This is a genomic window from Nakamurella aerolata, from assembly GCF_013002705.1.
Lineage (GTDB): Bacteria > Actinomycetota > Actinomycetes > Mycobacteriales > Nakamurellaceae > Nakamurella > Nakamurella aerolata.
In genome coordinates this window covers 151,897-173,554 of sequence record NZ_JABEND010000001.1, presented here as the reverse complement: position 1 = coordinate 173,554, position 21,658 = coordinate 151,897, and the positions used below count along the sequence as shown (strand labels likewise).

At 68.8% G+C, this 21,658-nt stretch carries 19 protein-coding genes; 5 read left to right on the top strand and 14 right to left on the bottom strand.

Annotation, left to right across the window (positions count from 1 at the left end; translation table 11 throughout):
• The first annotated feature begins 199 nt into the window (after positions 1-199).
• Positions 200-1,204 carry a malate dehydrogenase gene (locus HKD39_RS00775; RefSeq protein WP_246231760.1) on the top strand — a complete coding sequence of 335 codons (1,005 nt, stop codon included), beginning with the start codon at positions 200-202 and terminating at the stop codon, positions 1,202-1,204.
• A 10-nt stretch (positions 1,205-1,214) separates the two neighbouring features.
• Positions 1,215-1,664: an NUDIX domain-containing protein gene (locus HKD39_RS00770; RefSeq protein ID WP_171197940.1), complete on the top strand. Its 450-nt coding sequence runs from the start codon at positions 1,215-1,217 to the stop codon at positions 1,662-1,664.
• Here HKD39_RS00770 and HKD39_RS00765 read toward each other — a convergent pair.
• The 6 genes from HKD39_RS00765 to HKD39_RS00745 all read right to left on the bottom strand — a co-directional run bounded on the left by HKD39_RS00765 (position 1,640) and on the right by HKD39_RS00745 (position 7,090).
• Complete coding sequence (locus tag HKD39_RS00765) at positions 1,640-2,746, bottom strand: nitroreductase family protein (protein ID WP_171197939.1); 1,107 nt, start codon at positions 2,744-2,746, stop codon at positions 1,640-1,642. The two genes, HKD39_RS00770 and HKD39_RS00765, sit on opposite strands and share 25 nt — an antisense overlap.
• The gene (locus tag HKD39_RS00760) at positions 2,743-3,879 is read right to left on the bottom strand and encodes a GNAT family N-acetyltransferase (protein WP_171197938.1); all 1,137 of its coding nucleotides are present in this window, start codon (positions 3,877-3,879) and stop codon (positions 2,743-2,745) included. The genes HKD39_RS00765 and HKD39_RS00760 overlap by 4 nt, the downstream gene beginning before the upstream one ends.
• Positions 3,876-4,337, bottom strand: a complete 462-nt coding sequence (locus HKD39_RS00755) for a DUF4188 domain-containing protein (RefSeq protein ID WP_171197937.1) — start codon at positions 4,335-4,337, stop codon at positions 3,876-3,878. The genes HKD39_RS00760 and HKD39_RS00755 overlap by 4 nt, the downstream gene beginning before the upstream one ends.
• Positions 4,337-4,873, bottom strand: a complete 537-nt coding sequence (locus tag HKD39_RS18555; protein WP_212753740.1) for a phenylacetate--CoA ligase family protein — start codon at positions 4,871-4,873, stop codon at positions 4,337-4,339. The genes HKD39_RS00755 and HKD39_RS18555 overlap by 1 nt, the downstream gene beginning before the upstream one ends.
• 9 nt (positions 4,874-4,882) lie before the next feature.
• On the bottom strand, positions 4,883-5,992 hold the full coding sequence (locus tag HKD39_RS18550; protein WP_212753739.1) for a phenylacetate--CoA ligase family protein: 1,110 nt from the start codon (positions 5,990-5,992) through the stop codon (positions 4,883-4,885).
• 81 nt (positions 5,993-6,073) lie between these two features.
• Entirely contained in the window at positions 6,074-7,090 is a 1,017-nt protein-coding gene (locus tag HKD39_RS00745) for a phosphotransferase enzyme family protein (protein ID WP_171197936.1), read from the bottom strand.
• A 539-nt stretch (positions 7,091-7,629) separates the two neighbouring features.
• On the opposite strand from HKD39_RS00745, the gene HKD39_RS00740 reads away from it, so the two are divergent.
• Positions 7,630-8,607 carry a hypothetical protein gene (locus HKD39_RS00740; RefSeq protein WP_171197935.1) on the top strand — a complete coding sequence of 326 codons (978 nt, stop codon included), beginning with the start codon at positions 7,630-7,632 and terminating at the stop codon, positions 8,605-8,607.
• Positions 8,608-9,303: 696 nt separating this feature from the next.
• Here HKD39_RS00740 and HKD39_RS00735 read toward each other — a convergent pair.
• The 8 genes from HKD39_RS00735 to thyX form a co-directional block, all read right to left on the bottom strand.
• Positions 9,304-12,150, bottom strand: a complete 2,847-nt coding sequence (locus tag HKD39_RS00735; protein ID WP_171197934.1) for a DNA translocase FtsK — start codon at positions 12,148-12,150, stop codon at positions 9,304-9,306.
• 193 nt (positions 12,151-12,343) lie between these two features.
• Positions 12,344-12,700: a DUF952 domain-containing protein gene (locus tag HKD39_RS00730; RefSeq protein ID WP_343074510.1), complete on the bottom strand. Its 357-nt coding sequence runs from the start codon at positions 12,698-12,700 to the stop codon at positions 12,344-12,346.
• Between the two features lie 74 nt (positions 12,701-12,774).
• Entirely contained in the window at positions 12,775-14,403 is a 1,629-nt protein-coding gene (locus tag HKD39_RS00725) for a ribonuclease J (RefSeq protein WP_171198368.1), read from the bottom strand.
• Between the two features lie 155 nt (positions 14,404-14,558).
• Positions 14,559-15,518, bottom strand: a complete 960-nt coding sequence (gene dapA / locus HKD39_RS00720; RefSeq protein ID WP_171197933.1) for a 4-hydroxy-tetrahydrodipicolinate synthase — start codon at positions 15,516-15,518, stop codon at positions 14,559-14,561.
• 207 nt (positions 15,519-15,725) lie between these two features.
• Positions 15,726-16,352 (bottom strand): TIGR03085 family metal-binding protein, encoded by a 627-nt coding sequence (locus HKD39_RS00715; protein WP_171197932.1) that lies wholly within the window; start codon positions 16,350-16,352, stop codon positions 15,726-15,728.
• A 68-nt stretch (positions 16,353-16,420) separates the two neighbouring features.
• Positions 16,421-18,097, bottom strand: coding sequence for a solute symporter family protein (locus HKD39_RS00710; protein WP_171197931.1), 1,677 nt, complete (start codon positions 18,095-18,097; stop codon positions 16,421-16,423).
• Positions 18,094-18,444, bottom strand: coding sequence for a DUF485 domain-containing protein (locus HKD39_RS00705; RefSeq protein WP_171197930.1), 351 nt, complete (start codon positions 18,442-18,444; stop codon positions 18,094-18,096). Before HKD39_RS00705 ends, HKD39_RS00710 begins: the two co-directional genes overlap by 4 nt.
• Positions 18,445-18,706: 262 nt before the next feature.
• The gene (gene thyX / locus HKD39_RS00700) at positions 18,707-19,462 is read right to left on the bottom strand and encodes an FAD-dependent thymidylate synthase (protein WP_171197929.1); all 756 of its coding nucleotides are present in this window, start codon (positions 19,460-19,462) and stop codon (positions 18,707-18,709) included.
• A 204-nt stretch (positions 19,463-19,666) separates the two neighbouring features.
• Here thyX and HKD39_RS00695 point away from each other — a divergent pair, with 204 nt between their 5' ends.
• Together HKD39_RS00695 and HKD39_RS00690 are read left to right on the top strand one after the other, a co-directional pair.
• Entirely contained in the window at positions 19,667-20,329 is a 663-nt protein-coding gene (locus HKD39_RS00695) for a toxin-antitoxin system HicB family antitoxin (protein WP_171197928.1), read from the top strand.
• A gap of 164 nt (positions 20,330-20,493) precedes the next feature.
• Positions 20,494-21,651 (top strand): DUF4097 family beta strand repeat-containing protein, encoded by a 1,158-nt coding sequence (locus HKD39_RS00690; RefSeq protein WP_171197927.1) that lies wholly within the window; start codon positions 20,494-20,496, stop codon positions 21,649-21,651.
• Positions 21,652-21,658 lie beyond the last annotated feature (7 nt).

The following is a 21,658-nucleotide window of genomic DNA, read 5'->3' as shown; positions in this document are numbered from 1 at the left end:
TGCCGCCGCAGTTTACCGGCGGGGCTGGTGGCGGCGGTCGTCACACCACCCGGCCGCAGCCGGGTCGACGTCAACGTGACAAGGTGGAAGGTGAACGGCGAACCGAGCTCCGCAAGTGGCTCGCCCGCAGTTCCGCAGACCGGTTCACCGCACGGCGTCCAGCGCAACACCCGCCCCGACGTCGCGCACATCGAGGAGGATGAGCACCGCAATGTCCCAGCCGAGCACCCCCGTCAAGGTCACCGTTACCGGCGCCGCCGGCCAGATCGGCTACGCGCTGCTGTTCCGGATCGCGTCCGGCCAGATGCTCGGCCCGGACACCCCGGTGGAGCTGAACCTGCTGGAGATCACCCCGGCGCTCAAGGCGGCCGAGGGCACCGCGATGGAGCTGGACGACTGCGCGTTCCCGTTGCTGCGCGGCATCAACATCACCGACGACGCCACCAAGGCGTTCGACGGTGTCAATGTTGCGCTGCTGGTCGGCGCCCGCCCGCGTTCGGCCGGGATGGAGCGCGGCGATCTGCTGGAGGCCAACGGCGGCATCTTCAAGCCGCAGGGCGAGGCCATCAATGCCGGCGCCGCAGACGACGTCAAGGTGCTTGTGGTCGGCAACCCCGCCAACACCAACGCGCTGATCGCCCAGTCGCACGCCCCCGACGTGCCGGCGGGCCGCTTCACCGCGATGACCCGACTCGACCACAACCGGGCGCTGGCGCAGGCCGCGGCCAAGCTGGACATCGGCGTCGACGAGATCAGCAAGATGACCATCTGGGGCAACCACTCCGCCTCTCAGTACCCCGATCTGTTCCATGCCATGGCGGACGGCAAATCCATTGCCTCGCAGGTGGATCAGGACTGGCTGGAGAACACCTTCATCCCAACGGTGGCCAAGCGCGGCGCGGCCATCATCGAGGCCCGTGGCGCCTCCTCGGCGGCCTCGGCGGCCAACGCCGCGATCGATCACGTCGCCACCTGGGTGCAGGGCACCCCCGAGGGCGACTGGACGTCCGCCGCGGTGGTGTCGGACGGCTCTTACGGTGTGCCGGAGGGCTTGATCTCGTCGTTCCCGGTGACCTCCGACGGCACCGAGTGGTCGATCGTTCAGGGCCTGGACATCGACGAGTTCTCCCGCGGCAAGATCGACGCATCGGTGGCCGAACTGGGCGAGGAACGGGACGCGGTCAAGCAACTCGGCCTGGTCTAGCTCGTCACCGGTGGAGTCGAATCGCGGCGGTGCGCCGGATACAACCCCGACATCGCTGAAAGCCGTGGTACTGCGCGAACTTTCCCGCGGCGGCAGTCAGGTGTTGTTGTGCCGCAACACCCGTGACGAGTGGGAGCTGCCAGGCGGCCGCGCCGAACCGGCCGAGTCCGACCCGGAAGCCGTCCGCCGCGAGGTGCTGGAGGAAACCGGGCAGGCGGTCGATGTTGGTGAGCTGGTGCTGCAGGCACCGCTGGAGGTGCTGCCGGGCCGCACCGTGGTGATTCGGGCGTATCGCTGCCGGGTGCGGGGGCGTGCCCCGTTGCTGTTGTCGACCGAGCACACGCAGCTCGCATGGCTGCCGGTGGACCGGTTACCGGACGCAGTACCAGAGGTGTACCGGAAGGCGATAGCAGCGGCGAGTCCCGGCGAGGTGGCTCAGCCACCACTACCCGGCGGCTGACGCATCGGCACCGGACGCCGCGCGGACAGTTCCGGCTGCCGCAGCGGTGTACCGATCCGAAACACTGCCAGTGGCACCCAGTTCGACGCGTCGGCCACGGGGTTCTCGCGGCAAGTGTTGTCCCCGTTGGAGTTCGGCCGATCGGCGTTCAGGTACTGCGTCAATTGCCGTCCGGTGGCCGGGCAGTCCAGCAGCACGCTCAGCGGGTGCACCCGCCACCCGCGCCGGCCGGCGGCCAGCCACAGCCGCAACAGTTCTCGGCCGCGCTCGATCATGTCCGCGGGTTCGGCAGCCTGCGCGGCCGGGACGGCGAACACCGCCACGCTGCCGCCGGCCGGTGCGTGGGCCGCGGCCGCCAGCAGCCGTGGGCCGCCGATCCGGCGCAGCACCGCCCAGACCGGCGCCGACAGCGCGCCCCGCAGGCCGAGCGCCTGCCACCGGCTCAACCCAAGAGCAGCATCACTGAGGCCGTCCTGGCGATAGCGACTGTCGCGGCGGTTCAGGCGGAGCCAGCGCCGCAACTCGGCGACAAGGGCCGGGTTCCGGTAGCTCCACGGCTCGGCCACCGCGAGCAACTCCTGTGCGAACCCTCCGGGCAGCAGGGTGAGCGTTCCCGGTGCCTTGGCCGCGGACATCAGCTGACGCAGGTCGATGTCGCCGTGGTCGACTGGCCGGTACTCGCCGCGCGCGGTGCGTCGATCCAGCAGATCGCCGGCCGTGAAAGGGTTTTCACCGCCCGATGCGGTCGCGGCGGCGGGATCACCGGTGCCGGCCGAGCCGCCCGCTTCGGTGACGAGCACGCGGCCCGGCCCGGCAGCTGCTGTTGGCAGGTACTCGACGGCCGCGCTGACCCCCTGCTCCCCGAGAGCAATCACCGCGGATTCGGTGAACGCGCCCAACGACAGCCACAGATCGCGGCGGGTCGGGTCGCCCACCACCAGCTCCCGGTCGGCGTCCCAGCCGATCGTCCAGCCGCTCGCGGTGAGCTGAACCGTCCATGGCTGAGTGTTGTGCGCGCTGGGGGCCCGGCGCAGCGCGGGCTCGGCCCGATGGAAGCGCTCGGTCCAGGTCGCGGTGCTCAACCGAGGTCCTTGCGGTAGAAGGTGGTGTCGTGCAGCGGTCGGCCGCCCATCCGTCGGTACTGCGCCGCCGAGGCCGCGTTATCGTCCTCGACGAAGGTGGAGCGCAGCGTTCGGTAACCGCCGGACTGCAAGCCCCGCAACAGTTCCCGCGACAGCAGTGTGAGGTAGCCGCGTCCCTGGGCGGCCGGCGCCGTGCCTTTCACCACCAGGATCGCCTCCCCGGGGCGGCGATGCCGCAGCGCCGCGAGCTGCTCACGGATGCCGAAGGCGCCGTTGAAGCGCTGCAGCACCTCGCTGAGGTCGGGGATCACCAGCACGAACGCCACTGGCTCGCCGCCGCGGCTGAGCCACAGGATGAGCGCCGGGTCGAGAATGTAGCCAAGACCGGCCGTCTGGTCGGCGAGTTCTTCCGCGTCAATAGGCGTGTAGTAGCCCAGCTGCGCGAACGCAGCGTTGAGCAGCTCGCGGAAGATCGGAAGGAACCGCCTGAGCTGCCAGGGTCGGACTCGGTGCACCCGCAGGTTCTCGGCGGCGAGGCGACCGTCGTCGAAGCGGAACGTCCGGTCCGGGTCCAGCGCGTCGAACGCGTCACAGATCCAGGTTTGACCGGTGAAAACCCTGTTGAAGCCCAGCTTTTCGTAGGCCCGCGGGTAGTGATCGGGGTTCCAGGGCGAGTCGACGAAGCCGCGGTGCTGAAACCCCGAGGTGATCACACCCCCGGTCTGGTTCGGCAGCAGCGCCACCGGGCCGAACAGCGCACTGCGGCCGGCGGCCCTTGCGTCTTTTTCGGCGTGCCCCAGCAGCGCGCGCAGCGCGGCATCGTCGTCGAACTCGGTGAGTCCGAACAGGGCCGTGTCGACGCCGAGCCGTGCGTCCATCTTCGGATTGTGATGCATGCAGGTGCGCCCGACGACACCGCCGTTGTTGTTGCGGGCCACCAACATCCGCACCGGCGAGAACCGCGCCTGTGCATGGGTGCCGGAGAACCAGCTTCGGACCGTCGGTTGCAACGGCGGGACGGTCCCGTCGAACAGCAGACCGGCCGGGCGGTACTCGACGAACTCGCGCAGACCGGCCGCGTCGGTGACCTCGTCGACCAGCACCGGGCCGGCGGCGGCAGCGGGTTCGGTCACCTGATCTCGCTGCCCGGGTCGTCGACGCGCCGATCGCCGGCGTCGCCGGGCAGCGGGGTGTAGCTCTGGATGTGCTCCATGCTGCGGTCCTCGGCCCGCCACACCCCGTTGGTGTAGCCGTGTTGCTGGGCGTCGAACAGGCGGATGAAGCCGCCGGTGGCGTGATCGGTGGAACCGTCCGCGACCCACCGCATCAGTTTTCGATGCTCCGGTGAGCGGGCAACGGCCAGCAGCGCGGCGCGGTCGGTGAAGACCGCGATGGTGCCGAGCGTGAACGGCGGCTCGTAGTAGACCTTGTGCCAGCAGTATCCGGGTGACGCCTTCATTCGCCGGACGAACGGCCGCCAGGTGCGGTACAGCGTCAGCCACTGCCGCAGGCCGTTGTACTTGGTGGCGCCCAAGAACAGTGCGTTGCCCTGGCCCCGGCGTGGTGCACGCGAGAAATCGTCGGTACGCATCAGGCCTCCCGGCGCAGATAGACCTTCTTGATCTTGGAGTGCTGGTCGGCGAACGGCCCGGTGCCGTAGGGGTGCACCCGAACGGTGATGCTGCTGGCTGTCGGGTCTTCTTCCACCGACTGCCGGAAGTCCCTGCTCACCGCGAGCAGGTGCTCGACGACGCCCCGCTCGCAGGCTTGCGCCAGCTGCTGTTGCTCGGCCGGGTCCAGCTGGGTATCGGCGCGCAGCTGGATGTTGACCACCGGACGGGCGTCCAGCGCCTCGGTCTGTTCCAGCGTCAACATGAAGGCCTCGATCTCCCCCGCGTGCGGATTGTCCTGGTACAGCCCGTATTCCACGTCCTGCGGGTAGATGTTCGCCCCCATGAAGCTCACGGTGGAATCGGCTCGGCCGTACAGGAACAACAGCGGCAGTCGCATCCCGTGCACTGCCGCGGCCTCGGCCAGCGGCAGCCGGTACTGGCTGAACCGGTCGACAGCCGCCGTCAGCTCCGGGTAGCTGAGCAGCATTGCCTCGTCGCCGATGTTGTACCGCAACTTGGGCGCCTACACCGAGGTGTTGTTCAACGTGCAGACCAGCTCACCGTCGGCGTTGGTCTCCAGAAATGTTTCCAGCGGGTTGTACTGGAAGATCATCGGGATCCGCGACTCCCCCGCCCCCAGCAGCGCGGCCCGCAGCTCGGAGTCCCGCACCAGCTGACGACGCAGCCACACCGTCAACGCGGATTCGCCACCGATACCGATGGTCAGATCCGAAGCGCCGTAACCGGACAGCACCGAGATGAACCGCTCCTCGCAGTACGAGCGCAACGCCTCCGTCATGCCTTCACCGCCGACCATGCCGTACATGCGGAAGGCCGGCCAGTCGAACTTCCCGGCTTCGCTCTCGGCGTCCAACCGGTCCCGCAGGTCTTTCAAGAACGGTGGATACGCCGTGACAAGGTAGGTGTATTTCGGACCGAAATGCGTGACGGTGTCGACAATCTTGTCGAGATCGGGTCCGGTGTTCTTCACCATCGCCACCTTGGCCATGGCAATCCCGGTGTTGGTGCCGGTGGCCCACGCTCCCATCGAGTAGGCGTTGATCACGAACAGCCGGCGGCGCGGATAGATCTGGCTGGTGAATCCCGCGACATTGCGGTGAATGGTGTCCAGCTCGCGTTTGCCTCTGACCCAGTTGAACGGCGTGCCGGACGATCCAGACGACTCGTCGACCACCGTCCCGACCCGGTCGAGGTGCCCGCCCCAGCAGCGCGACTCCTCGCTGTAGGTCGTCACATAGTTCTGCTTGTCGGTCACCGGGTAGCTGCCGATGTCCCACCATCGGAACTGGAACCCGTTGCGGCGTAGATGTTCTGCGTACGCCGGCACTTCCAGGGCGGCGTACTGGCAGGTCATCCAGGCGTGCAGCCGGGCGAACCGGCCCATCGCCGGGTGATAGTGCCGTGCGGTCCACCGCCACACCGCCGGGTGCAGCTTGTACAGCTCGTAGATGCGCGACAGTGCCTCCGCCGCGATCCGCAGCAGCACCCGCCGGACGAACCCGAGCGGCCGCGACCGCCACGCCGCCAGTACCGGACGGGGCAGCCACTGCCAACGCTGCGTGACGGTGCCCTGATCGGTGTCGATCCAGCCACCGGACCGGCCTGTGCTCATCGATCAACTGTTGCCTATCCGGACGCTCACCGCACGCACTTCCGCCGAACTGGCGACATCGGCGAACGGTGGCCGGACCGGTCAGCGCGGGCGGACGGCCACAGCGGCGGCGTCGAGTTCGGCGAACCCGGGAATGTCGGCAAGCAAGCCGGACACGATGGGCGCCGCGAACGAACGATCGGAGTGGCCAGCCGCGGGATCGAGCAACACCTCCAGCTGCAGCCACAAGAAGTTCAGCCACACGCACACTCCGGTGGCGAACAGGCTCCTGCCGTGCGGCCAGCCGGGACCACCGGCTTCACGGTAGGCGCCGCAGATCGCCTGCAGCGCACGATGGTCGCGGACGAAGTGGATTCCGATCAGTCCCACTTCTCGCCAGCTGACGCCGGGCCCGGCCTGTTCCCAGTCGAGCAGCCAGCGGTGGTTTCCGGCGACCAGGGTGTTCTGCACCTTCAGGTCGTTGTGGGTGACGATCAGGTCGCCAGTTCCGACGCTCCCGGCCCATCGGCCAAGCGCCGCAAGCTCTTCGGCCCGCAGCGTCAACTGCGCGGATACGTCGGCGGAGATCGCCGGCCGCGCGCCGCCGTGCCGGGCGGCAGCGGCTCGCTCGGCCATCCGCGGCCAGTCGAGGTCCGATCGGCGGTACCACGGGTGCAGCTCGGCCCCCGGCCCCACCGGTTCGGCCATCCGGTGGATCACCGCCGCCTGCTCCGCCAGCCAGCATGCGGCCTGGGGATCCAGCCGGTCCGGTACGGCTCCGTCGATCCAGTCAAGACAGCGCCACCTGGCTCCGTTGTCGGCTGCCTGTAGCAACCGGCCGTCCCGGCCGGGCAGGGCGCGCGGTGACGGGACACCGGCGTCGCGGCAGCGGTCGGCAAACCGGGCCATCCAGTCGACCAGTTCTTCGGTGAGCGGATGCCAGTCGAACAGGCGCTTCGCCGCGACCGGGCCGGTCGGCGTCTCGATCCGGTAGGTGGCGCCCATGGCGCCGCGCTGCACCAGCGTGCCGGTTGCGGCGGCCGGCCATCCGAACGCAGCGGCCAACCAGCTCAGCGTCTGGGGATCAAGCGCATCAGGAAGATCCGGTTCGTCCCTCATGCCATCACCGCCGTCGTCGTGCCCCTACTCCTCATACCGACACTCGTCCTGCCCGCACTCTCCTGCCCGCACTCGTCCCGCCAGCACTCGTCCCGTCAGCACTCGCGTGAGCGACGGCGCTGGGTGGACATATCGGAAAGTTAGCCAACGAACCCAGCCAACGATGGGTGAACACACCTCGAATAGTGCGCGACGGGCTCGTCGGCGTTGCGACAACCCGTCGATGCCGACGCCACTGGCGAGCAACGCACCGGGCCGCGCCGGAGCGTCCGATCAGGCGACACACGGTCGCCAGCAAGAGATATGCACATCGATCACCGCAGTGGAAGTGCCCGATCGGGTGGTGATTCGGGCTGAGCGAATTAGTCCGACGATGCGCCGAAATCAACACAACTCTGCAAACTCACCCAACTAGAGGATGCGCTCGGCGCCTAGGTATGAGAATCTTCATACGGCCCTGTAGAGCGAACTGAAATGACATTTCGTCGGGGTGGGTGCACGGGGTACCGCCCACCGCAAGCTGACCTCAAGGAGCAGTCGTGCGCAAAGCCATCCTGTCCGCCGCCACCGCGGGCGTCGTCGCCATCGGCGCAGGCATCACCTTCTCGGTTCTGCCCGCGCAGGCCGCCCTGGTGACGTACTGCGACGGAGAGGCGTCGAGCGTCACCGTCCCTGGCGACCTTGCCGTTGCCAAGGGCAAGTCCTGCACCCTCTCTGACGCCACCGTCAACGGAAACGTCCGCATCGCCGCCGATGCCAACCTGCTGCTGTCGAACAGCACCGTCAACGGCAACACCACGGTGGCATCCAACGGCTACCTGTCCGCCGATACCGTCACCTTCACCGGCGTGGTCTCCTCCAACTCGGGCTTCGGCGTCGACAGCATCGCCTCCGATCTGCAGGGCGGCTACCGGGGCAAGGTCGTCACCGGTGGCACCGAAGAGGGCTACCTGCTCGCCTCGGACGGCACCAAGGTGAAGAACATCGTCGTCACCACCGGCATCGTCGACCTGAGCGACTCCACCGTTGCCGGCGTCGTCAGCAACACCGGCGGCGACCTGGTTGACGTCCGCAACAGCGTGATCAACGGTGCCCTGACCGTAGCCAGCACCGCCAACGGCTCCGTGGTCTGCGACTCCGAGGTCTACGGCGCCGCGGCGTACGACGGCAACGGTTCCGCCGTGCAGCTGGGCACCGGCTCGGTCTCGCCGTGTACCAGCTCGAACTACTTCGACAAGGACGTGACGATCAGCAACACCAAGGGTTCGGTCGAGGTGAACGACAACATCATCCGCGGCAACCTCTCCGGTGACGGCAACGACCCGGCTCCCACCGGCGCCGGCAACCGCGTCCGCGGTGAGGTCAGCGGCCAGTTCGCCGACCTGCAGCCGGCGGCAGCCAAGGCGCAGGCCCGGATGGCCCTCCCGCAGCGCGCCGCTGAGGCCAAGGCCGGAAATGCCAAGCGCGCGGCCAGCGCCGAGAAGGCCGCTGTCGCCGCCGGTCCGGCCTTCGGCTGAGTCACTGGCTGCTTGAGCGCACAGCGCCGCCCGCCCCGCGCGGGTGAGCTGAGCGTCCGGCAACACGCACAACTGCACCATCGCGAACGCCGCGCTCGACCTTCGGGTCAGGCGCGGCGTTCGTCTGTTCGGACACGTTCGCCGTTTGGACACGTTCGCCTGTTCGGACACGTTCGCTTGTTCGGACACTGTCCCTCCAGGCAACCTCGCCATCACACACCTTTCCGCACGTCACAACCGTTCCAGCAGACTGAAACGGTTGTGACGTACCGAAACGGTTGTGCTCGCAGGCGGGCCGCAGCGCGGCGTCACACCGGGCGACGTCTCACACCGAGCGACGCCGGCAGCCATCTACGGGACCGGCTAGCCGATCGCCAACCGACGTCCCCCGAACCGATGTCTCGTGAACCGGTGTCCCGCGGGCCGCTGTCTCGCGAGGCAATGTCCCGCGCGGCAACCTCTCGCCATCACACACCTTTCCGCACGTCACAACCGTTCCAGCAGACTGAAACGGTTGTGACGTACCGAAACGGTTGTGCTCGTCGGCGGGCGGGGCCGGCCAGCCCAGCGGTCAGCTCGCGTCGAAACCTCAGAGCTCGAAATCTCAGAGCTCGGCATCTCCAAAGCTCGTCATCCCAACGGCATCTCCAAAGCCCGAGATCTCAGAGTTCGTTGGAAACCGCGATCGCCGGAAACTCAGATCTCGTCGGGAACCTCGGTGCCGTTGTCGGCGCCGGTGAGGCTGGCCAGCACGTCGTCCAGCTCGTCCGGCTTCACCAGCACATCGCGTGCCTTGGAGCCTTGCGACGGCCCGACGATGCCGCGGGTCTCCATCAGGTCCATCAGCCGGCCCGCCTTGGCGAAGCCCACCCGGAGCTTGCGCTGCAGCATCGACGTTGAACCCAGCTGCGATTCCACTACCTGCTGCACCGCGAGCACCAGCAGGTCGAGGTCGTCGCCGATGTCGGGATCGACGTCCTTGGCCGGGTCGGCCTTCGGGACGGTGACGTTCTCCGCGTACTCCGGCTCGGCCTGCGTCTTGGTGAACGAGACGATATCGGCGACTTCTTCGTCCGAGACGTAAGCGCCCTGGATGCGGATCGGCTTACCGGCGCCCATCGGCAGGTACAGCCCGTCACCCATCCCGATCAGCTTTTCGGCTCCGGGCTGGTCAAGGATCACCCGGCTGTCGGTCAGCGAGCTGGTGGCAAAAGCCAAGCGCGACGGCACGTTTGTCTTGATCAGGCCGGTGACGACGTCGACGCTGGGGCGCTGGGTGGCCAGCACCAGGTGAATGCCGGCGGCGCGCGCCTTCTGGGTGATTCTGACGATGGCGTCCTCGACGTCGCGGGGTGCGGTCATCATCAGGTCGGCCAACTCGTCGATGATGCCGAGGATGTACGGGTACGGCCGGTACACCCGCTCGGAGTTCTCCGGGGCCGAGATCGCCCCGGAGCGCACCTTTTTGTTGAAGTCGTCGATGTGCCGTACGCCGTGCGCCAGCATGTCGGCGTACCGCTTCTCCATCTCCTCCACCAGCCAGGCCAGCGCCGCCGCGGCCTTCTTGGGCTGGGTGATGATCGGCGTGAGCAGATGCGGAATGCCTTCGTACGGCGTCAGTTCCACCATCTTCGGATCGATCAGCACCATCCGGACCTCGTCCGGCGTGGCCCGCTGCAACAACGACACCAGCATCGAGTTGACGAAGCTGGACTTGCCGGACCCGGTCGCACCGGCCACCAGCAGGTGCGGGGTCTTGGCGAGGTTGGCGGTGACGAAGCCGCCCTCGACGTCCTTGCCGAGGCCGATCACCAAGGGGTGGTTGTCTTTTCGGGCGTCAGGGGCGGCCAGCACGTCGCCCAGCCGCACCATCTCGCGGTCGGAGTTCGGCACCTCGATGCCGACAGCGGACTTGCCGGGGATGGGTGCCAGCAGCCGGACGTTGTCGGTGGCGACCGCGTAGGCGATGTTGCGGGTGAGCGCGGTGATCTTCTCGACCTTGACGCCGGGTCCCAGTTCCACCTCGTACCGGGTGACGGTCGGTCCGCGGGTGAACCCGGTGACGGCCGCGTCCACGTTGAACTGTTCCAGCACGCCGTCGATGCGCTCGATCATCTCGTCGTTGGCGGAGCTGCGCTGTTTCGGCGGCGCACCCAGTTTGAGCAGGGTGCCGGGCGGCAGCGCATAGGTGCCGGCGACGGACGGGTCGAGGGTGAGCTGGGTTGGCTTGTCGACCGGGGGCGCGCCGTCCGGCACCGCCGGCTTGCTGGCTCCCCTGCCCGCCGGGGCGCCGGCAGCGGCCGGGGCGGCAGCGGCTGCAGGATCGGCAGCGGCCGGACGCACGATGTGTTCGGTGGGCGCCGTCGGCGCGGACAGCTCACCGGCGTTGTCCGGCGCAGACTTGGTGCGGGACCAGCGTTTCCGCGGCAGCGACTCGGTCGGTTGCTCATCGATGCCCAGCGCCGGCTGCGCCTCGTCCGACGGTTGGTCGCCGGTGCCGTCGGCTCCGACGCGGCGCCGGGACGAGCGTCGCAACCTGGTGCCGGACAGGTCGGCCTCGGCGTCGAGATCGACCTCGCCGCCGTCGAGGTAACCCTCGTGTTCGTCGTCGTCGGCAGCGTTCGAACGGGACCGGCGGCGGCGCTTGGGTGACCCGTCGCCGGCCAGCGCCTGGGTGGCGTCGTCGTCGAGGGGATCGCCGTCCGGTGTCTGGTCGTGCTGCAGTCCCAGCCATTGCCTTGCGCGGCTTGGGATCTCGACCAGCGGCACCCCGGTCAGCAGTAGCAGGCCGTACACCGCCAGCAACACCAGCACCAGAATCGCCGGCACCGCCTGGATGCCGGCCATCAGCGGGTGTCCGAGCAGCCAACCCAGTACCCCGCCGGCTTGTTTGCTGGTGCCGAACGGGACGCCGGTCCCGTTTTTCAGCTCGTGCGCGACCTGCAGCACACCGCCGACGCCGAGGCCCATCGCCAGGCTGCCGATGACGCGCTGCGGGGTGCGGCGATTCTCGTCCCGGCCCCGCATGATGACGATCGCCGCGATCAGCAACAGCACCGGCAGCACCACGGCGAGCACACCGATCAACACCCGGGCGGCGTCGTTGATGACGTTGCCCACCGGACCGGCCGAGGAGAACCAGATGCCGGTGGCACACACCAGCGCCAGCGCGATCAGCGCCAGCGCCAGACCGTCGCGGTGGTGGGCGGCATCGATGGACCGAGCCGAACCGGCACCGCGACCCATCGCCCGGATCAGGCTGCCGACGCCGCGGGCGATCAGCTTCCACAGTCGGCCGATCCCCCGTCCCAGCGCCGCCATGCTCCTGGAGAGGCCGCCGCCCTGACGCTGCCGGGCCACCGGCAGCGCGGTGGTGCGGGCGTTGGCACGGGTGGCCGGTTTCTTGGCGTTGCGGCCGTTCGCAGCCGGCTGACGGGTGGTCTTTGCGCTGGTGGCGCCCCCTGACCGCGAGCCCGTGGAGCGCGCGGCGGAACCGCCGCCGCCGGATCGCGGACGCGTGCCAGTAGAAGCCTTGCCAGCCATACCCGTCACGCTAGTCGCTTGAGTCCCATCAGCACCATCGGGCACACCGAAGGTGGCGCACCGGTCTCGGCCCGGTGGCCGTGGCTGCGGCCGGACGTCCGAGCGCTCCGCGTCAGGCCTGGCGCGCCGCCCGCTCGCTCAGCCGGGCGTCGCCGGCGTGCTTAGCCGGGCGTCAGCGCCGGCGACCGCCTGCTCAGACGGGATTTCCGGCGGCGTCGACGGCGTGCACCGCCGTCACCGCCTCGACCGGCAGCGGGCCGTAAAGGTGCGGAAACAGTTCGGTGCCGCCCGAGGTGTTCTCGTCCTTCAGCAGCTGCGGATCCAGATCGTCCGGGTCGACGGTGAGCAGCACCACCGGCTCGGCCGCCAGATCGATGTCGGCCCAGAACCGCTGCCACACACCGGGGCGTTGCCCGGCGTAGCAGAAGTGGATGAAGCCCTCTCCGTCCAAGGTCAGGCCGCGCCCGGAGACGCGGTACTCGCCCGCTGCCGTGGCCGCCTCCCAGTCGGACTCGACGGTGTAGTGATACAGGTACCGGTCGTCGCTCACGCAGCAGAAGGTACCCGGGACCGGTGCCCCCAACGCAGCCGCCGCCGGAACCAGCACCGGATGCGTTGCCGGGCTCAGACGTCGATGACGGTCGGCACGATCATCGGGCGGCGCCGGTACTTGTCGCTCACCCAGCGGCCGACCACCCGGCGCACCGCCTGCGCCACCCGGTGCGGGTCGGTGATGCCGTCGGCCTCGGTCCGCGCCAGCTCGGCCTCCACCAGCGGCAGCACGTCGTCGAGGGCCTTGGGATCGTCGGAGAATCCGCGGCCGGACAACGTCGGGGTGCCCATCGCCCTGCCGGTCTGCCGGTCGATCGCCACGGTGATCGAGATGAAGCCGCCCTCGCCGAGGATGAGCCGGTCGGACAGCGTGTTCTCGCCGATGTCGCCGACGGCGTTGCCGTCGACGTACACCATGCCGACATCGACATGCCCGACGATCTTGGCCCGGTGGTTGGTCAGGTCGACGACGGTGCCGTTCGGCGCCAGCAACACCTGAGACTCCGAAACCCCGGTAGCGGCAGCGAGTTTCGCGTTCGCCCGCAGGTGCCGCCACTCGCCGTGCACCGGCACGACGTTGCGCGGCCGCACCGCGTTGTACAGGTACAGCAGCTCGCCGGCGGACGCGTGCCCGGAGACGTGCACCTTCGCCACCCCCTGGTGCACCACGTTCACCCCGACCCTGGCCAGCTCGTTGATCACGGTGAACACGCTGGTCTCGTTGCCCGGAATCATCGACGACGCCAGGATGACGGTGTCGCCCTCCTGCAGGTTGACGCTGCGGTGCTCGCCACGCGACATGCGCGACAGCGCCGACAACGGCTCGCCCTGCGAGCCGGTGGAGATCAGCAGCACCTGCTCAGGCGGCAGCTCGAGCACCTTGTCCAGGCTGCGGATCAGCCCGTCCGGCACCTGCAGCAGACCCAACTCCTGCGCGATCTGCATGTTGCGCACCATGGACCGGCCGACGAATGCCACCTTGCGCCCGTACCGCTGGGCGGCGTCCAGCATCTGCTGCACCCGGTGCACGTGCGAGGCGAACGATGCGACGATCACCCGCTGCGGCGCCGACCGGATGTAGGAGTCCAGCACCGGGCCGATCTCCCGCTCGGACGCGACAAATCCGGGTACCTCGGCGTTGGTGGAGTCGACGCAGAACAGGTCGACGCCCTCGTCACCGAAGCGCGCGAACCCGCCGAGGTCGGTGAGCCGGCCGTCCAGCGGAAGCTGATCGAGCTTGATGTCGCCGGTGTGCAGCACGGTGCCGGCCTCGGTGCGGATGCCGACCGCCAGCGCATCGGGAATCGAATGATTGACCGCGAAGAACTCCAGCTCGAACTTGCCGACCCTGGTGCGGTCGCGCTCTTTCACCACCCGCAGATTGGGGGTGATCCGGTGTTCCTTGGCCTTGGCGGCGATCAGCGCCAGCGAGAACTGCGCCCCGATCACCGGGATGTCGCGGCGCGACCGGAGCAGCCACGGCAGCGCACCGATGTGGTCCTCGTGCCCGTGGGTGACGACGATGGCTTCGATGTCGTCCACCCGATCCTCAACCAGCCGCAGGTCGGGCAGGATCAGATCGACACCGGGCTGAGCGTCCTCGGGGAAAAGCACGCCACAGTCGACGATCAGCAGCTTGCCGTCGAGCTCGTAGACGGTCATGTTGCGGCCGATCTCGCCGATGCCGCCGAGCGCGACCATGCGCAGCGTGCCGGGGCGCAGCGGTGGTGGCGGCACCGTCAGCTGGCCCGCGACCTGCTCCGCCGGTAGTTCCTTGTCCCGGTCGCCGGCCGGGGCGGCCGCCCCGGTGGACTGCTGCTGCCGTTCTTTGGTCTTGCCTGCGGATCGTTGGGCGCTCACCCGGTTGATTCTGCCCTGAGCTCCTCCAGTGGGACCAACTCGGCCAGATCGGCGGCGATCTGCTCGGCCTGTTCCGCGGTGGCCGGGATCTGCGGCAGCCGCGGGATGCCGACGTCCATGCCCCGTTGGGCCAGCGCGGTCTTCGCGAAGACCAGGCCGGCGCCGCCGCCGGTGCGTCCCATGGCGCGGTGTACCGGACGCAGCGCGTGGTGAATTCGGGTGGCGGTGGCGAAGTCGCCGGCGTTCGCGGCGTCCACCATCGCGCTGACATGCGGGCCGACCACATGGGCGATGATCGACACAACGCCGACCGCGCCGACGCTCATCCACGGCACCACGATCGGGTCGTCGCCCGAGTAGTAGGCGAGGTCGGTTTCGGCGATCACCTGCGAGCCGGCGTGCAGGTCGCCCTTGGCGTCCTTGACCGCGACGATCCGCGGGTGCTCGGCGAGCCGCTTGAGGGTGTCCACCTCGATCGGGACGACGGAGCGGGGTGGGATGTCGTAGAGCATGATCGGCAGCTCGCTGGCGTCGGCGACCGCCATGAAGTGCGCGAGCAGGCCGGCCTGTTGCGGCCGCGAGTAGTACGGCGTCACCACCAAACCGCCGTGCGCACCGGCTTTTTCGGCCTGTTGCGCCATGTGCACGGAGTGTGCCGTGTCGTAACTGCCGACGCCGCTGACGACGGTGGCCCGGTCCCCCACCGCCTGCACGGTGGCCCGGATGATGTCGAGTTTCTCGGCGTCGGTGGTGGTCGGCGATTCGCCGGTGGTGCCGTTGACGACCAGCCCGTTGTTGCCCTCGTCCACCAGCTGGTTCGCCAGCGCGGCGACCTTGTCCAGGTCTACCGCGCCGTCGGCGCGGAACGGGGTGACCATGGCGGTGATGGTGGTGCCGAAGGGGGTGCCTTGGCGTCCGGCCGGTCCGGCCACCACGGAGTTGTCGCTGGCTGTCATGACGCTCAAGTTACCGGGGTGCGCCGGGCCGGCGGCGTCGGGCGCGGCCAAACTCCGACAGGTTTCTGCCAGTACCGGCCCCCGCGGATTCAGCGCCGTCGAGCTTGTCGGATTCCGCCGGATTCCCCTGGTTTCCGCCCGGTTCCACCGGATTCCACTGGATTGTGCGCCGGGGGTCGGATTGCGTGGCGTCCGAAGCCGAGCCGGTCAGATTCCGCGCCGGCCGGCTCGCACCGCGGCCACCGCGGCGGCGCTGCCGGTCACCTCGACCTGGCTGGCGTCGCGGCCCAGCGCCCACAGCAGGACCTCGGCGGGTTCGCCGACGACGGTTGCCATGGGCTCGCCCGCCCGCAACTCGATGCTCCGGTCGGGCAGCTGGGCGCGCACCCCGCAGTCCAGCTTGCGCAGCACCAGCGACATCATCCGCGAGTCGAGGACGGCCTCGACCTGCTGCCGTTGCTCCGGGCTCAGCGCCCGCGGCTGCCACCCCGGTGCGCCGCGACGGACGTCCTCGTGGTGGACGAACATCTCCGCCGAGTTGGTGAGCCGGTCGATGGGGCCCCACCCCATCGGGTTCCAGCGCGGCGGACCGGCGCGAAAGCGTTCCACCCGTTCCAGCCACGGCGCAGAGTTCAGCTCCCCGACCACTTTTGCCGCATGCGAACGCAGCGGGCCCACCACCCGGCCGAGCGCCGCGTCCGGTCGTGACTCCCGAATGGTCAGGTGGTTCAACAGGTCTGCGGTGTTCCAGCCGGCACACAGCGTGGGGGCGTCGGGCCCGGCCTTGATGAACTCGTCGGCCAGCGCCTGCCGTTCGCTCTGTGACAACCTCATGGCCCGACCCTAGCCCCGGCAGGACGCAGCGCTCAGCTCTGCCCGCTCCGCGGGCGAAGGGTGGGAAGTCAGTGCGCGGTGGGCTTCTCGGCGTGAATGCCGGTCAGCGAACGCACCTCCATCTCGGCCCACTTCTGCTTGTCGTTCTCCCTCGAGGTCAGCGTGCCGATGATGGCGAACAGGAATCCGAGCGGGATCGACACGATGCCGGGGTTGGACAGCGGGAACCAGGCAAAGTCGATGTCGGGGTTGGTGATCAGGCTGGCCGCCTTGCCGTCCGTGACCTTCCCGCCGGACACGTTCGGCGAGAAGATCAGCAGGATCAGCGTTGACGCCAACCCGCCGTAGATGCCCCAGGTGGCGCCGCGGGTGTTGAACCGCTTCCAGAACAACGACAGCAGGATCGCCGGCAGGTTGGCCGATGCCGCGAACGCGAATGCCAGCGCCACCAGGAAGGCGACGTTCAGCTTCTGCGCCGGAATGGCCAGCGCGATCGCGGCCGCGCCGATCACCACCGCGGCGATCCGGCCCACCCGCACCTCGTCGGCGTCGGTGGCCTTGCCGCGGCGAATCACATTGGCGTACAGGTCATGTGCCACCGAGGCGGACGAGGCCAGCGTCAACCCGGCGACAACGGCGAGGATGGTCGCGAACGCCACCGATGCGATGATCGCCAGCATCCAGGAGCCGCCCAGCGCCTGCGCCAGTTGCGGCGCCGCGGTATTGCCACCGGCGCTGACGGCCGAGATGTTCGCGCTGCCAACGAGTGCGGCGGCGCCGAACCCCAGCACCAACGTCATCAGGTAGAAGATGCCGATCAGGCCGATGGCCCAGTTGACCGACTTCCGTGCGGTCTTGGAATCGGGCACCGTGTAGAAGCGGATCAGGATGTGCGGCAGGCCGGCGGTGCCGAGCACCAGAGCCAACGCCAGCGAGATGAAGTCGAGCTTGGAGGTACCGCTCACCCCGTACTTGAGTCCTGGCCCGATGAATGCCTCACCCTTGCCGGACTGGTCGGCGGCCGCGCCGAGCAGGCTGGAGAGGTTGAAGTTGAACTTGGCCAGCACCCAGATGGTCATGGTCAGAGCGCCGATCATCAACAGCACGGCCTTGACGATCTGCACCCAGGTGGTGCCCTTCATGCCGCCGAAGACCACGTAGACGATCATCAGCACGCCAACCAGCACCACCACCCAGTTCTTGGCTGCGGTGTTGCTGGCCGGGATGTTCAGCAGCAGGGCAACGAGTTCGCCGGCGCCCACCATCTGCGCGAGCAGATAGAAGATCGACACGATCACCGTCGAGATGGCGGCGGCGGTGCGGACCGGACGCTGCTTCATCCGGAAGCTCAGCACGTCCGCCATGGTGAACTTGCCGGTGTTGCGCATCAGCTCGGCCACCAGCAGCAGGGCGACCAGCCACGCCACCAGGAAGCCGATGGAGTACAGGAAGCCGTCGTAGCCGTTGAGGGCGATCAGCCCGGCAATGCCGAGAAACGATGCGGCCGACATGTAGTCGCCGCCGATGGCGAGGCCGTTCTGCATTCCGGAGAACCCGCGCCCGCCGGCGTAAAAGTCTGCGGCACTGCGGTTCTGCCGGCTCGCCCAGATGGTGATGCCGAGGGTGGCCGCCACGAACACCGCGAACAGGACGATGGTCAGCGTGCGGTGGTTGTCCGCCGGCGCATCGGTTGTTGCGGCCAGGAAGGTGGTTTCGCCGAGTCCGGCGAAGCTCAACCCGCTCATCGGGCGCTCCCCTCCGCCTCGTCACGGATCTGGTCGGCCAGCGGATCGATCTTGCGATTCGCATAGCGCGAGTAGGCAATCGCGATCAAGAAGGTGGAGACGAACTGCAGCACACCGAAGATCAGCCCGATGTTGACGTTGCCGAACACCTTGGTGCTCATGAAGCCGTGGGCGTAGTCGGCCAGCAGCACGTACAGCAGGTACCAGACCAGGAAAGCCACCGTCAACGGGAAGATGAAGTTGCGGACCGCGCGACGTAACCTGCCGAAGTCAGGGCTGGCTTGAATCTGTTCCCAGTCGGGCGCATCCACCGTCTTCGACAGCGACGGGTCGATGGGTGATGACATCGATTCCTCCGTTGGAATCTGGATGAAGCACCGTGTTCCGCCCGCGCGGATGCCCGGGCAGCATAGGCAGACTTTAGAACATCATGTGAGCCGTGCCACGGAGCCACTCCCGGCGTGCCGCACCGATTGCACCCGCCCCAGGACGGCGACATCGCGGTGAAACGGGCCGACGGCCACATGTACCTGGCGCGACTGGAGACTGGGAGCTACCGCAGCTTCCAGGCACTGCCCGCGCACACAGCCGGCACGCGTTGCCGGGTGGTCAGGCGTCGCGGACGTGCGGCGAGGCGGCGAGCATGCTGCCGTCGGCCAGTTCGCTGATCCGGAAATCGGCAAAGACGTTCGGCGCCAAGGCCTGTAGCTGCCGCAGTACCTCGACGGCCAACTCGCGCAGCTCCACGTCGGCCGGGTCGGTGGCGCGCATGCCGACGAAATGCCGCCAGGAGCGCAGGTTCCCGGTCATCACCAGGTCGGTGGGCTGGCTCATCGGCAGCAACGCCCTGGCCGCCTGCCTTGCCTGCTTGTGCTGAACGGCGCCGGATGCCTTGGCCTCCAGGGCTTTCAGCACCTCGCGATAGGAATCCTCGGAGCGTCGCACCGCCGTATCCGCCAGCTCGGCAAGTTCCGGATCCGCGCGCAGCGCTGCCGGCAGGGCCGCCCCGGACACCGGCTGCCGTGGCGACAGCTCCGAGAACGAGAAGTGCCGGTGCCGCAACAGCTCATGGCTCACCGAACGGGGTATGCCCTGCAGCAGAAAGGTGGCACTGGCATGTTCCAGCACCGAAAGGTGCCCGACCTCGATCAGATGACGCAGGAACCCGGCATTGCTGGCGGTGGCTGGGATCGGCTTGTCCCACGAGCGGTAGATCGCCCGTCCCGCGAACTCGACAAGTGCCTGCCCGGCGTCGGCGTCGGTGTCGAAGTCGATGCCGGCCGGCGGAGTGAACACGGTGTGCCCGATGAGCTGCACGGCGCCCGGGCCGGCGGCCGACTCCGGCGGGATCTGGCCTGCGGTCATCCCAGCAGTATGGCGTCCGGGATCGCTGACACCCTGCACCGGCCACCTGGCCAGCGCCGCACAGATGGCCACACCTGCCACCAGCTTGCGGTCATGCTGACATCGCTCCGACATCGCTCCGACATCACTCCGACGCCATGCCGACATCACTTCGACATCACTAGACCCCTTGCCTGGCGTCAACTGTGGTGTCAGGATGACGTCATGGACCTTTCGCCGTATGTGGACCAACTCCGCCGCGATCTGGTGCGGGCCGCCGCGCTCGGCGACGAGCAGACCCGGCGGACCGCCGAGGCGCTCGCCGGCAGCATCGAATCCAGCGCCAGGCTGATGCTGCTGAGCGCGCTGTCCGACCTGGCCGGCGAGATCACCGGAGCGCTGGACGACACCACCGTCGAGGTGCGCCTGGACGGCCAGGATCTGCGGGTCACGGTCGAGCAGCACGACCGCGACGAGCTCACCGACGCCGACGCCGGCACCGACAGCGCGTCCTGGGACGCCACCGGTCCGCGCCGGCGCGGCCGGGGACCGCACGGTCGGCGCCCCTACCCGCACCACCCGGCGCGCCCTGGGCCGTCGCCGCGGGGCTCGGGCAGCGGTGACGCCGACGATCCCGACGGCGACCCGGACGATCTGAAGCGGGCCATGCGCGAGGCCGGCAACGAACTGTCCCGCACCACCGTGCGGCTGTTCAACGATCTCAAGAGCCAGGCCGAGTCGGCCGCGTCGGATCAGGGCGTCTCGCTCAACACCTACATCTCTCGGGCCATTTCCGATTCCGTCAAGGGCATCCGGCAGCCCAAGTCACCGCGCCGCCGCGGCTCCGGCAACAGCGGCGGCACGGTGAGCGGCTGGATCCAGGGCTGAGCATCGGACCCGGCGCCGGTCCCCATAGCCAACCAAACCTGTTGCCGCGCCTGCAGTTCCGCCCCTGCCCGCACTCTTGCCAGGCCGCCCAACCCCACCCTGTTCCTCCCTCCCAACCCCACCCTGTTCCTCCCTCCCAACCCCACCCAGACAAGGGAGCCACCATGAAGAACTTCCTCACTCCGGACCCGATCGTCATCGAGGTGCGCAACGCCGCCGGCTTCGTGACGGTCGACCTCACCGACGATGTCACCACCAGCACCGTCGAGGTGTTGCGGCTGCCGAGCGGCGTCGGGCTGCTGGACGACCTGGTTGCCGCGTTCCGGCGCAGCGACGCCGACACCGGTGCCGCCCCGGTCGCCGTCACCGACGAGGTGCGGATCGACCTGCGGGTCACCGAACAGGGCAACGTGCTGATCGTCGACACCGAACCGGACGCGGCCGAGTTCGGCGGTCCGGTCGGGCGCTGGGGCAGCACCCCGGCCTACGGGGTGCGGATCGTCGCGCCGCGCAATTCCGGGCTGCGCGCCCAGACCCGCTCGGCCGATCTCACCATCACCGGGGTGGCCGACCGGCTCGACGTGCGCAGTGCCTCGGGCGAGGTGGTCGCCGACACCGTGCGCCGGGCCAGCCTGGTGCAGACCGCATCCGGTGACATCCGGCTGTCGATGCTGGGCGCCGACGCCGAGGTCCGTACCGCCTCCGGCGGCATTGTGGTTGAACGGGTGGCCGGTTCCCTCAGCGTGCACAGCACCTCGGGCAACGTCCGTGTCGAAGAACCCTCCGGTGACGTGTTCGTCCGGTCGGTCAGCGGCGACGTGCGCATCCTGGACGCCGTCGACGGCTCGGTGCAGGCCACCGCGGTCTCCGGTGACGTCGAGATCGGCGTGCACCGCGGCTCGCTCGCCCGGATCAACCTGTCGACGGTCACCGGCTCCACCATCAACGATTTCGACGTCGTGGACGACCCCACCGATCTCGACGCGTTCGACACCGACGATCGCGGCGCCGCCGACGACCCCAGCGGCCCCGGCGATTCCGCTCGCCTCGCCGACCGCACCGCAGACTTCACCGTCGATCTGGACAAGGCGCGGCTGGGCGGCACTCCAGCGGCGGCGGGCGAAACCAAGTTGCCCGACGCCAACTCGGACTCCGGCTCCGACTCCGACGCCGGTTCCGGCTCCGGCTCCCACAGTGCCACCGCGGCCCGTTCCGATGACGCGACCGGCCGCCAGGCCGGGCCGGGCGGACGGCTGGAGATCACCTGCCGCACCACCTCCGGCGACATCCGGCTGCGGCGCGCCGCGGCCGTCGCAGTCTGAGAACGGC